Below are 12,989 nucleotides of genomic sequence, written 5' to 3'. Positions count from 1 at the left end.
CCACTTCGGATAGCCGCCGCCCATTAGCTGAAATATTCCTTTTCTTTTTTCCGACAGCAGTCAGAATTATTTTAAAAAATTTTAAATTTTCTTTTTTAGATCAATTATTTACTAATAAATCGGGGGGTTTACAAAGACCGCTAAAAGGGTTTACAATAGATATATAAACTATTTACAATAAATATATGAATGAAAATTACCCTAAAATAAGCGATTTTATACTAGAAAAAGCTGAGGCTAACCCAAGTGATTTGGTTGCTTTGGTAGCTAATAAATATAACATTTCAAGACAAAGAGCACATAGATATGTAACCAGAGAAGTTACAAAAGGAAATTTAATTAAAGTGGGTAAAACGAGAGCAACGCGTTATTTTTTGGCTAGCGGCAATGAAATTGAATTTTCTATAAAAATAAAGCCAGGTTTAGCAGAAGATCAAATTTGGTCTAAATATGTAAAACCATTACTTCTAAAATACTCGCGCAACATACAAAATATTTCTGCGTATGGTTTTACTGAAATTTTCAATAATGCTATTGATCATTCACAAGGAACAATGATATATTCTGACATTAAATTAGAAAATGATAATCTCACTATCACAATAATGGACAATGGCGTGGGTATTTTTAAGAAAATTCAGGAAGCGCTGCAACTAGAATCTATAAGGGAATCAATTCTCCACCTTTCAAAAGGAAAATTTACAACAGATCCTTCCAATCATACGGGTGAGGGAATTTTTTTTACATCTAGAATGTTTGATCGCTTTTCTATTCTCTCCAGTGATCTATACTATAGTTTTCAAAACCAAGAATGGTTTTTATCCCCAGAAAAAAATGAAAACTTTGGAAAAGGTACATGTATAACAATGATTATTTCTCTTCAATCAACAAAAACTCCTAAAGAAATTTTTGATCAATACGCGGATCAAGAAATAGGTTTTTGGAAAACAAAAGTTGCAGTTGCGCTTAGTGCTGACCCCAATGATCCCCACGTTTCAAGATCACAAGCAAAACGCCTCCTAATCGGTTTAGAAAAGTTTAAATCTATAATTCTAGATTTCAAAAATGTAGAATCAGTTGGACAGGCATTTGTAGATGAGGTTTTTAGGGTTTTCCAAAATGGACACCCCGACATCACCATACAATATGTCAATGCAAATAAAGATGTGGAGTCCATGATTAAAAGAGGGCTTGCGACGAAAAAAGAAAATTGAAAATTTTTTAAAACAATTCCGACTGCTGTCGGAAAAAAGAAAAGGAATACATCAGCTAACAACGAGTATCCGGTTATGGCTTTTATCCAAAAGCCTCCACCCATATTTGGGGGTGATTCGCCTTCGGCGTATTATATCATCCGCAAAACATCGCATATACTGAAACGTTGTACGCAATTTTGGGCAACAAATAATTTTAAAACATTTTGATTGGGCTCTTTTCAATTTTTTCTACAAAAGAAATGACCCCCGAAGACTTGTGTCCGCGGGGGTCGTAGTGGCCGGGGGGTGGTTGACTGGTCAGCTCTGGAGTTCCCAGTCGTCCTGCTTCCAGCGGCCGTTGTTGAGAGTCGAGAGGGGCATGGTGTTGGAGCCGCCCCAGCCACCGTGCGCCTCACCGGCGACGTCGTGGCGGAAATCTCCCTCACCTGCAGGGCTCAGGTACTCCTTGCCGCCGTCGCCCTCCAGCGTGCGCTGGTACGACTTGCCGACCTTCAGTCCCTCGATGACCTCGTTCAACGTGAACATAGTGTCCTCCTTCAATGTTCGGCTCGCCACGACGCCCTCGTGGCTGGGACGCAGAATGTAAACTCTGCAATATTTGATTTTAGCACAATAAATCGCGTCTGTCAAGCAAAAGGAGATGAAAAAACTGAAAAGAACTTATAAATTAAGGTAATTATTTGTTGCCCAAAACTCGCTCCTTTCAGTCGCGCCACGCTGCGCTCTCACTCTGCTACGCTCCGTCCGGGTCGTTTAACGTTTCCGAGTATGCGGTAAAAAGCTCGGCTCGCTTTTTACCCAAGTTGTTGCTACACTACGTTCCGCAACAACTTCGCATACTCGGGAACATTATGTGAAATATGCTTTTCTTTTTACGGCTAATGCCTTACACTTTTCTATAATGAACAAATTTTATTTTTTATAATTAAATACTAGAAGTATGAAGAAAAAAAACATAATTTACATTATCATTTTTGCTGTTTTAGTTGTTGGCACTATCATCAGCTATTTGTATTTTTATAGGGACAAATATTCTTACTCCGCCGAATATAAAATGAATTTGGCTCATATTTCCGACCAGGACGAAACCGCGAAATACGGCAAACAAGTTGGCAACAATTGTTATCTGGCCACTACTGCTATGATGTTGAAACATTTTGACCCCAGCATAGAATTTCGGAAAGTTTTTGTTTATCAGGGAAACGCGATTAGTTTCAATTATTATTGGCCGAATGGTGCGAACGGCGGCACAATGGCTAGTTTGGCTAACGGATCAACGGATATTTTACTGACGGCAGCCAGCAATCTTGGATTTACTCCCCATGTTAGAATATCCAGATTTTTTAACGATGGCATGGGTGCATGGTGGCCCAAAACTAAAGAACTTGGCGGTGATTTGAAGACATATTTTTTGAATCCGCCGATGGATGAATATAAACAAATAATTTCTTCCGATATTCCGCTCGGCACTTCCGGTTCACCCTGCCACAATGATTACAATGTAATTGAGGGATATAGTAAAAAAGAATTATTTGCCATAATTCCCGACCCGCAGGATGTTAATCGTACCGATCCAAAAATAAGTTGTCCTGTCGGTTTCGGGCTGACACACACGGTTTTTTGGTTTACGCCCGATGGAAATAAAATAAGCGATAAAGATTTGATGTTAAAAATGAAGGGCACGGTTAATGAATCGCTGGATATCATGGCAAGATATATTAAAAATTTGAAAGAAGGATCGGATGTTATTGAGTTTTCTCAAAAAATATATTTAGGCCGCGAATTCGCCTCTATGTATTTTCAGGAGCAAGGTTATGCCGAATTGGCAGCGGGTTATAAAAAATCAACTGAACTATTGTTGCCGTTAGCTTCTATTTATCCGCTCGATATCAATAAACATAAAAACGAGATTATCATACAAATGGAAAAAGTTTTAAAAAATGAAAAGGGACTGATAAAATATTGGGAAGCTATTAACTAATTAACCTAAAAAAATAAAATTTGTTCATTACAGAAAAGTGGTCTCACTGAAGCGAGACAAAAAGAAAAACATACATCATATAACACGGTATGTCTGGTTACGGCTTTTTACAAAAGCCTCCACCGAAGTTTTTCTGTAGCGGAGCGGAAGAAAAACTTCGGATACTCGTAACATATGTAAAATAAAATTCTTTCTTTTTCATTAATTATAGAGGAGAATATATCATCCCTCTTTTTCCTAGGTAGACCATTATTTGATAAATCTTAATTTGACATTTGTTAAATAATTAGATATGATACATCTATAATATAAAGCTTAAATTAGCCAATTATACAATATAAATGTTAAATAATGAATATGACTAATGATAAAAAACTAATAAATTCTATTATTCCACTAGAACTCTACGAACCTGATTATGGCTCTTCGCTGACAAAAACTATAATAGGTTTGGAGCATTTACGAGTAAAAAAGTTAAGCGGAAGTGCTCCACCGTACATTTTTTTTCAATTAAAAAATATCTTTCAGATGTTTGAAAGTTTGGGCTCTGCTCGTATAGAAGGAAACCGCACGACGCTAGCAGAATTCGTAGAAAAGGTAATTGAAATACCAAACAAAAAAACAAATGATGAAAAAATTCAGGAAATATTTAATATTGATAATGCTATCGAATTTATAGAAAAAAATATCTCCATAGGTGGTAAAATAGATAGAGCCCATATATCTGAAATACACAAAATCCTGGTCAACAAATTAACTCCCCCACCCAGAGGGGAAGGATCAAATTACCCAGGTAATTTCCGCCAAATTAATGTAATAATTCAAAAATCAAAACATATTCCACCCGACCAAGTTCACATCCAATCTTACATGGATGAATTGGTTAAATTTATAAACCAACAAGCAGATCCACAGCACGATCTTCTTATCGCAGCTCTTTCCCATCATAGAATGGCATGGATCCATCCATTTGATAATGGAAATGGACGTGCAGTTAGAATGTTTACATATGCCATGCTAATAAAACAAGGTTTTCAGGTAAAAAATGGAAGGATTCTTAATCCTACTGCAATATTTTGCATGGATAGAGATAAATACTATGAAATGCTATCTTTGGCTGACTCAGGCGAGAGAATAAAAACTCTTCAATGGTGCGAATATGTATTAAATGGATTAAAAACAGAAATGGAAAAAATTGACAGACTCCTTGATAAGGATTACTTAGTCAAATCAATTTTATTGCCATCTATTCAATTTTCACTTGAACATGAAAATATTACACATAGAGAATTTGAAATATTACGAGGAGTAATAAACAACAAGCGAATGGCCGTTAAGTCGGCCGACATTAAAAAAATAATTAGAGAAAAATCCGCAGTTCAAATATCAAGAATAATAAAAAAACTTAAAGAAAAAGGAATGCTTATGTCGCTTAAAGAAAGTGGGCGCACATATACAATTAGTTTTTCTAATAATTATTTACTTCGTGGAGTTGTAAATATGTTAGAAAAAAATGATTTTATTCCAAAGTCACTTAATAAAAATTGATCTGCTTAAATATTTTTCTTCATGGATAAAAGATGTTGAGTTTTTAATTTTTGGCATTCACCCCTGACCCCTCTACCCAAAATCCAAAACGGAAAAAGAAATTTTAAAATTTTTTAAAACAAGTTTTCTTATCAGAAAAAAAGAAAAGGAATACATCAGCTAACAACGAGTATCCGGTTACGGCTTTTATCCAAAAGCCTCCACCCATATTTGGGGGTGATTCGCCTTCGGCGTATTATATCATCCGCAAAACATCGCATATACTGAAACGTTGTAGCGAAATCGCTTCGCTCTTTGCGTAATAGGTGTAAACAAAAAAACTTTAATCCAAAAATAATTTATGCCGAATAACAAATTCAACTTGGCTATTATTGGAGGCGGACCAGCCGGAATGATGGCGGCGGGACGCGCGGGAGAGCTCGGTTCTCGTGTTGTTTTGATTGAAAAAAACGAACATTTGGGAATAAAATTATTAGTTACTGGCAAAGGAAGATGTAATATCACAACCGCGGAAGAAGATTTGAAAAATATAATAAACGCATATGGCCAAAATGGAAAATTTTTGTATTCTGCTTTAAATAAATTTTCCAATAAAGATATAATAACTTTTTTTGAAACTCACGGAGTAAAAACAAAAACAGAAAGAGGACAAAGGGTATTCCCCGTTTCAGATAAATCCAGAGATGTTGCCGATTGCCTAAAAAAATACTTAAAAACTTCCAGAGTGGAAATAAAACTCAATTCTCCGGTTAAAAAAATCATCACAAATTTGGATAAAAATAAAATAGAAAAAATAATTTTGAAAAATAATGAAGAGATTGTTGCCGATAATTACATTATCGCAACAGGAGGAAAATCTTATCCCAAAACCGGCTCTACCGGCGACGGATACGAATGGCTAAAACAATTGGGGCACAAAATCATAGAACCAAAACCTGCGCTTACTCCGATTATTGTCAAAGAAAAACTAGTAAAAGAGCTTGAGGGATTAAGCCTAAAAAACGCAGAACTCAGTTTGTGGCATAAAAACAAAATCGCTTCATACTTTGGCGAACTAATTTTTATGAGTAATGGTTTGAGCGGACCAATAGCATTAAATTTAAGCAAAAAAATAAGCGAAATAAAAATGACGGAACCAAAACTTAAAATAGATTTTAAACCAGCTTTGGATTATCCGACATTAGACAAAAGAATCCAAAGAGATTTTGAAGAACAAAAAAATAAACAATTTAAAAATAGTCTAGATAAACTGCTTCCAAAAAAACTTATTCCCGTTATTATAAAATTATCAAAAATTCCGGAAAATAAAAAAATAAATGAAATAACAAAAACCGAAAGAAAAACAATCGTCAAATTACTCAAAGAATTTACGTTTAGCGTTTTTGGTCTTGTTGGGTTTGATAAGGCGGTTATAACTTCGGGCGGAGCAGACCTAAGAGAGATTGACCCGAAAACAATGAAATCAAAGATAATAAACAATCTATATCTTGCGGGAGAAATTTTGGACATTGATGGTCCGACTGGCGGATATAATTTGCAGGTTGCCTGGAGCACGGGTTATTCTGCTGGCCAAAACAGCTCTCTTTAATATCATTAAAAAAATAAGGCCTTGCAGATTTGCAAGGCCTTTTTGTTGGCAGGCAGGATATTAGCCGTGGATGGGTGGGCAGTAGGATACCCAGCGGTTACCACCTCTATCATAGCAACCGCTTTGCCTTTGAAAAAAGACGGGTTCAGGCGAGTCTTCGGTTGGGACATTATACCCCAATAGCCTGGCGACCTCCCGAGCGCAACAGTGGCAAAGCCCTATCTCGTTATGAGAGTTGAGATTTGCGCCACACTTTGAACAAACCAATACCTTTGTCATTCTTACCTCCTCTTTCTCAAGTTAATATTAGAGGTAATATTAGCATATTTTTTACTTTTCGTCAAGTTTTTATTTATATTTAAAATAAACAAGGCATTTTGCCTTGTTTATACGAATTGTTATCATCTATTGGTTCTTGCATGGCCTTCTTGGCTGACCCAATTATTCCCTATTCCAATGTGATCATTGTAGTCTCCTGTTGCGTCTGGATTGATAGAATGATGCCAGCACTCATTGCTTTTGTTATAGATACTTAGAACCCTTCCGCATATTTTACATTTTCTTTTTTTTGGCGTTTTCTTTTCTGGCACACTTCTCTCCTTTGTTTCAAAATATCATTTTTTCATTGTTTTGTCAATCGTCATCCCAAAATAAGCGTAGCGACAACAAAATAAATGAATACGCTTGAGACATCTTGAATTATTGTTCCTATTGGTCCACTGGCGTTTGCCGGATCAAAACGTAATTTTCTAAAAAGTATAGGCACGATTATTCCTGTAAAAACAGAGGTAACGCAGGCAGAAACCAAGGCTATCGCCAAAACAAACGCCAATTGATAATCGTTGTATAAAATCACGACTAAACCAGCCATAATTCCACCCAAAATGACAGAAATTAAAAAAACTATAAAAAATTGGCGTAAAAAATATTTTAGCTTACTAAATTTTTTAAATATTGCCAAATCGCGAATTGTAAACGCCTCCAACTGAGTCCCGACTGCATCTGCGATATACACGATAAGCGGTATGAAAGCCGCCAAAATAATATTCTTTGAAAGAGTGTTTTCAAAAAAACCAATAATTTGCGCGGCAAAAATCCCACCTATAAGACCTAAGAAAAGCCACGGAATACGATGTTTTATTGATGTCCAAACAGATACGCCCAAAACATCATCAAACCCTGCATGAACACGAGAAACTCCCGCCATCTGCAAAATATCACCATGCAGTTCGCGATATGCAATTGATAAAATCGCATCACTTGGCAAAATACCCAAAAATTTTCCTTCATCAATGACGGGTATGGATTTTAAATTATGTTTTAATGCTAAATAAACAGCTTCTTTTCTTTGATGTTTCTTTTCTATTGAAATAATTGGTGATTTTTTATATATCGTCGAAACAAGCGTATCTTTTGGTAAACGATATAATTCTTTTATTGAAAAAATCCCCAAAAGTTTTTTGTTCTTATCCACAACATAAATATAATTTATTGTTTCAAATTTCTTGATATTTTTTTGCAAATAACTCAATGTTTTCCCCAAATTAAAATTAGGCGCAACCATCGGCACGCCGTCTGTTATTTTTATCGGCAACTGCTTATTCATTATTGCCTTCTTTTCTCGCCACATATATCTAAAACCATTTACGCTTTTTTAATATAAATACGAATATCATTGTTACAGTAAATATAAAACCATAAATTGCCCATACTATATTTGGCTGACCTACAAACGGCAAGTCAATATTCATTCCAAAAATACCGGACAAAAGAGTCGGGGGCATAAGAGCCACGGATATGATAGTCAAAATTTTTATTATTTCGTTTGTTTTGTAAGTAAGCAAAGACTCGTTTGTTTCATAAAGTCCGTCAATGGTGTCTTTATAATTTGAAAGTCGGGTCCAGATTCTATCCAGATAATCCCTGATATCATCAAAATACGGTTCGTATTCGTCGTTTATAAATCCGTGCGTATCTACCGCCAAAGAAGCTATTAGCTCTCTTTGCGGGTCAACAAGACGCCTAAAAGAAAGAACATTTCTTCTCAAGGTCGCCAATTCTTCAATATTTTGACGACCAGTATGAACATAAACATTTTTTTCAACATGAATTAATTTTGCAGAAATATGATCTGCCGCCTGCTTCATTCTTGTTTTAAACAATAACTGCAAGATCTTGAAAAGCATAAAATCCGTCCCCTTACTAAGCCATTCCTTTCTTAAGGAAGCTGTTTTTTCCAATTTTTTAAATAGCTCATCAATTTCTTTAAGACCGCACTTATGAATTGTAATTATAAAATTTTTCCCAATAAAAATATCCAGCTCTTCCAGCATTACATAACGAGAATGGTCTTTAAAATTAGGAACATTAAAAATAGCAAACAAATAATTTTTGTAAACATCCAATTTGGGGTCGTGTATATCTGACTGGACATCTTCCCAGTCCAAATGATGAAATTTATATAACTTTTTTAACCGATTGATTATTTCTTCATTTACCTTATTGGTATTCCCCCAGATAAATTTTTCGGATTTTATAAATTTTAACATACCTTCCTTTATTATACACTATTTTTTAATTTTCTTTAATGATTCTTGTTTAAAGTCGTCATCATAGCCAAACCTATAGTTAAAGATATCCGACTTTACAGAGCCAAGAGTCATCATATGAAGTCCACAAAATAAGTATTTTAAAGCCGTTCGCATTCTTCCGTCTTTTTCCAATCGACGGACGGAAACAAATATTTTTTTTGATTTTAGAACACCGAATATTCCATATTGCGCCGCTCTTTGTACATAATCATGGTCTTCGGCAAGTTTTATTTTTGAATCAAAACCACCTATCTTTTCATGAATTGACCGTTTTATATAGATACAAAATCCAGGGGCAAAGGGTTTAAATTTTTCTATTAACATAGAGTATAGATTATATGCATCATGCATAACCTTATCTATCTTCTTCTCCGATATAGGGCTTGGCAGGCAGGTTGCTATGTCTAACTTTTTCCTTCTAAACTCCATTATAGTTTTTTCTAAAAAATGCGGATCAGGCAGAACCACATCAGCATCCAAAAAAATTAAGATATCTCCCTTTGCTTTTTCTGCACCATTATTTCTGCCTATTGCCACCGGCCCGCCTTCTACTACCCGGGCATGATATTTTTCCACGATCTCTCGTGTCTTGTCTTTGGACTTTGCATCTGCAATAATTACTTCGTAATTGCGATATGTCTGCTTTCTAATTGAGCGTAAAAGCTTTGGCAAAAAGTTTTCTTCGTTATACGTAGGGATAATAATGCTTATAAATTTTTCTTCCATATATAATTACAATAGCACAATTCAGATAAAAAATAAAAAATCCCACAATCAATTCTCCCCTCCTTCGGCTTCCAGCCCGGAGGGAGAAGGAGGAAAAAGGAGGATTTATAAATAACTTATTAAATCCCTCCTAACCTCCCTTTAGAAAAGGAAGGGATTATTATAAAAAGATCCCACATGTATGGTAATGCGGGATATCGAAGGAATGAACTATGGAAAAAGCGAATAAATGCCATGAATTTATCAAAGTCCAAACTTAGCAAGATATAACACATATTTTTATATTTTGTCAATAAAAAATCCCGCGTGAGCAGGAACCCTTACTACATACCACTTGCTACTAAAATTTGAGCTACACTCAAATTTTTTCCATCCATCTTGGGTCTACTTCTACCATTAAATCTAAAAATACTTTGCCGCCAGTGATTTTTTCCAAATCCTTGCGCGCAGAAGTGCCGATTTCTTTTATTTTTCTTCCGCTCTTTCCTAATATCATTTTTTTATAACGCGTATCCCCCACTTCTATAATCACATGAATATATAAAATACCATTATCCCTTGTTGCCATTTCATCTACTTCTACATTTATATTATATGGCAATTCTTGATACATTTGGTGAAATATTTTTTCACGAATTATTTCTGCAAACCAAAATTTGTTATCAACATTGGTTATTTGGAAATCCGGATAAATTGGCTCGCCTTCAGGCAAATATTCAAAAATCTTATTTACCAATGTTTTTAAATGCTTATTATAAAGCGCTGATACCTCCACCACATCATCAAACTTTTCCGCAAGTTCGCGATAATCTTCCAAATATTTAGGATCGTGTAAATCGATTTTATTTATTACCAATATTTTCGGTGTTGTTGTTTCTTCCAAAACGCGAAGAAGATATTGTTCTTCGCTTTCAATTGCGCGCATCGGATCCGCAATATATAAAATAACTTCAACACCTAGAAGAGAGTCCTTTGCCTTTTTATTTAAAGTTTTTGTTAAAGCGTCTTTTTTCTTAAAGAGCAGGCCCGGAGTATCTACAAAAACAATCTGTCCCCGAGGGTCATGAAGAACACCATGAATCGCATGGCGGGTTGTTTGTGGCTTATCTGTCGTAATTGCCAGCTTTGTGCCGATAAGCGCGTTTAGAAGCGTTGATTTACCCGCATTTGACCTGCCAGCAATCACCGCAAACCCGCTCTTTAATTTTTGATCTTTTTCTTTTGTCATACAAAATCAATATAACACAAATTCGGCTTTTTATCAAGTCGGAAGCACATAACTACAAATTACATAGCTCAACACTGTTGGGCTATGTAATAACACATCACGAACCTACTTACTGACAGGCGGTCCTACCTACTGGCAGGCAGAGCGACTCAATCATTCGTAATTCGTAATTGATAATTAGTGATTAAGTCATCTAATTGTTAGGCAATTAAATGACTTCTACATCATGCGGTTTAGATTCTGCCCAACCGGAATCGGTTATTTTACAAAATCTTGCATTTTGCCACATTTCAATAACCGTCATTGCATTTGAATAACTCATTCCGGATTTCAATCCACCAACAAGCTGATTTAGTATTTCCGCAACTGAACCACGATATGGAACCATTGCTTCCACACCTTCGGCGACATAATCAGAATTTTCTGTGTTTTTATTTGCTTCCCTGTTAATGTTTGCTCCCAAAGATGCCATTCCACGCGAAACTTTGTATTTTCTTCCTTTTTTTGTCAAAGTTATTCCCGGCGATTCATCTGTTCCTCCCAAAAGCGAACCAAGCATTACAATAGAAGCGCCTGCTCCTATTGCTTTTGCTATATCTCCCGAAAACGCAACACCGCCATCAGCAATAATAGGTATCCCATGTTTTTCGGCTTCACGGGCGCACTCCAAAACTGCAGTAAACTGCGGAACGCCGACTCCGGCAACGAGTCGAGTGATACAAGTGCTTCCTGGACCAACGCCAACTTTTATCGCGTCCGCACCAGCAGCAATCAAATCACGCACAGCTTCCGGAGTAGCAACATTACCGGCAATTATCGGTATTTTAATATTATAATTTTTCAACAATTCTAAAGTGTTTATCACCATCTCCGAGTGTCCATGAGCAATATCAATCACAAGCGCATCTGCGCCTGCTTCTTGCAAAGCCTTTGCTCGATCTAAAGCGTCTTCTTTTGTACCGATAGCCGCAACAACCCGAAGTCGTCCACGATCGTCCTTTGTTGCATTTGGATATTCCATTGTTTTTATTATGTCTTTACTGGTGATAAGTCCGACAAGATGATTATCCTGATTTACAAGAGGTAATTTTTCTATTCTATGTTTAGCTAGAATCTTTTTTGCCTCTTGAAGTTCGATGTTCTCATATGCAACAATTAAACGCTCCTTTGGCGTCATGAGATCCCTTACCAACTTAAATTCATCGTGTTCATAAATCTCATCTCTACGTGTAAGTATTCCTTCCAGCCTTCCCGATTCGTCAACAACTAAAAGTCCACTCACTCCATAGCGTTTCATAAGCTGTCGTGCTTCGCCTAATGTCTTATCAGGCAAAATGCTATAAGGAGTATCTATCCGATAGCTTTCGGAACGTTTAACTTTTTCCACCTCTTTTGCTTCCTGCTCAATTGTCATAAACCTGTGGATAACTCCAATGCCACCCATTCGCGCCATAGCAATGGCCATTTTATATTCGGTTACCGTATCCATATTTGCGCTAACAATTGGTATCTTTAGCTTTATATTCCGCGTTAAATAAGATGATGTATCAATCAACTTGCGGGTTGGAATAGCTGAGCGCTGAGGCACTAAAAGAACATCTCTATAAGTTAAACCCTCTTTAATTATTTTTTGGTCCATATACTTTATATTTATTCCTCCCTTTTAAATTTTGCTCTCATTTTATTTTAGCACATTCTAAAATAAGGCGACAATAAAATATATTCTGTGTTAAATCGTGCGTATTATGATATAATTACGAATATGGCAAAAAAACAATTTTATCAATATCATGAACCTGTAAACTTTCGAGACACTTGGAGGATTTTTAAAATAATGTCCGAGTTTGTTGAGGGCTATCAATTTATTTCGCAGTTCAAAGGCGAAGTAACGGTCTTTGGTTCCGCCCGCACTAAACCAAGAAATAAATATTATAAATTGGCAGAAGAGGTGGCCTATCTTTTGGGTAAAAAAAAGCATAGCATTATAACTGGCGGGGGTCCTGGAATTATGGAAGCAGCAAACAAAGGCGCAGGACTGGCTAACGCAGAATCGATTGGTCTTAATATTCAGTTGCCCTCGGAACAAGTTTTAAATAAATATGTAAAAAAA

General features: G+C 36.0%; 10 protein-coding genes and 1 pseudogene (1 of these 11 cut by a window edge). 6 read left to right on the top strand and 5 right to left on the bottom strand.

The annotated features are described in order from the left end of the window. The first annotated feature begins 185 nt into the window (after positions 1-185). The 5 genes from COU51_01195 (at position 186) to COU51_01175 (ending at position 6,334) form a co-directional block, all read left to right on the top strand. Positions 186-1,214 carry an ArsR family transcriptional regulator gene (locus COU51_01195; protein ID PIR66957.1) on the top strand — a complete coding sequence of 343 codons (1,029 nt, stop codon included), beginning with the start codon at positions 186-188 and terminating at the stop codon, positions 1,212-1,214. A gap of 288 nt (positions 1,215-1,502) precedes the next feature. Then, the gene (locus COU51_01190) at positions 1,503-1,883 is read left to right on the top strand and encodes a hypothetical protein (GenBank protein ID PIR66956.1); all 381 of its coding nucleotides are present in this window, start codon (positions 1,503-1,505) and stop codon (positions 1,881-1,883) included. 274 nt (positions 1,884-2,157) lie between these two features. Continuing rightward, entirely contained in the window at positions 2,158-3,198 is a 1,041-nt protein-coding gene (locus COU51_01185) for a hypothetical protein (GenBank protein ID PIR66955.1), read from the top strand. Positions 3,199-3,555: 357 nt separating this feature from the next. Next, the gene (locus tag COU51_01180) at positions 3,556-4,746 is read left to right on the top strand and encodes a cell filamentation protein Fic (GenBank protein PIR66958.1); all 1,191 of its coding nucleotides are present in this window, start codon (positions 3,556-3,558) and stop codon (positions 4,744-4,746) included. A 340-nt stretch (positions 4,747-5,086) separates the two neighbouring features. Further along, positions 5,087-6,334: an aminoacetone oxidase family FAD-binding enzyme gene (locus tag COU51_01175; protein PIR66954.1), complete on the top strand. Its 1,248-nt coding sequence runs from the start codon at positions 5,087-5,089 to the stop codon at positions 6,332-6,334. Between the two features lie 640 nt (positions 6,335-6,974). Here COU51_01175 and COU51_01170 read toward each other — a convergent pair. The 5 genes from COU51_01170 to guaB form a co-directional block, all read right to left on the bottom strand. Beyond that, on the bottom strand, positions 6,975-7,964 hold the full coding sequence (locus COU51_01170) for a hypothetical protein (GenBank protein PIR66953.1): 990 nt from the start codon (positions 7,962-7,964) through the stop codon (positions 6,975-6,977). A gap of 4 nt (positions 7,965-7,968) precedes the next feature. Beyond that, complete coding sequence (locus COU51_01165; protein PIR66952.1) at positions 7,969-8,883, bottom strand: hypothetical protein; 915 nt, start codon at positions 8,881-8,883, stop codon at positions 7,969-7,971. 18 nt (positions 8,884-8,901) lie between these two features. Further along, a complete protein-coding gene (locus COU51_01160) occupies positions 8,902-9,651 on the bottom strand; it encodes a glycosyl transferase family 2 (protein ID PIR66951.1) in 750 nt (249 codons plus the stop codon). A gap of 358 nt (positions 9,652-10,009) precedes the next feature. Then, a complete protein-coding gene (locus tag COU51_01155) occupies positions 10,010-10,879 on the bottom strand; it encodes a GTPase Era (GenBank protein ID PIR66950.1) in 870 nt (289 codons plus the stop codon). 208 nt (positions 10,880-11,087) lie between these two features. After that, entirely contained in the window at positions 11,088-12,518 is a 1,431-nt protein-coding gene (gene guaB / locus COU51_01150; protein PIR66949.1) for an IMP dehydrogenase, read from the bottom strand. A gap of 123 nt (positions 12,519-12,641) precedes the next feature. Between guaB and COU51_01145 the strand changes: the two are divergent. After that, positions 12,642-12,989: pseudogene (locus COU51_01145) on the top strand (hypothetical protein); it runs 981 nt beyond the window's last position.

It is taken from the genome of Parcubacteria group bacterium CG10_big_fil_rev_8_21_14_0_10_36_14 (genome assembly GCA_002772895.1).
Classification (GTDB): domain Bacteria; phylum Patescibacteriota; class Patescibacteriia.
This window is presented reverse-complemented; position numbering and strand designations above follow the sequence as displayed.

Coding starts and splice junctions, on each gene's coding strand:
- COU51_01195 (PIR66957.1), top strand. CDS start 186: ATGAATGAAAATTACCCTAAAATAAGCGATTTTATACTAGAAAAAGCT.
- COU51_01185 (PIR66955.1), top strand. CDS start 2,158: ATGAAGAAAAAAAACATAATTTACATTATCATTTTTGCTGTTTTAGTT.
- COU51_01180 (PIR66958.1), top strand. CDS start 3,556: ATGACTAATGATAAAAAACTAATAAATTCTATTATTCCACTAGAACTC.
- COU51_01175 (PIR66954.1), top strand. CDS start 5,087: ATGCCGAATAACAAATTCAACTTGGCTATTATTGGAGGCGGACCAGCC.
- COU51_01170 (PIR66953.1), bottom strand. CDS start 7,964: ATGTGGCGAGAAAAGAAGGCAATAATGAATAAGCAGTTGCCGATAAAA.
- COU51_01165 (PIR66952.1), bottom strand. CDS start 8,883: ATGTTAAAATTTATAAAATCCGAAAAATTTATCTGGGGGAATACCAAT.
- COU51_01160 (PIR66951.1), bottom strand. CDS start 9,651: ATGGAAGAAAAATTTATAAGCATTATTATCCCTACGTATAACGAAGAA.
- COU51_01155 (PIR66950.1), bottom strand. CDS start 10,879: ATGACAAAAGAAAAAGATCAAAAATTAAAGAGCGGGTTTGCGGTGATT.
- guaB (PIR66949.1), bottom strand. CDS start 12,518: ATGGACCAAAAAATAATTAAAGAGGGTTTAACTTATAGAGATGTTCTT.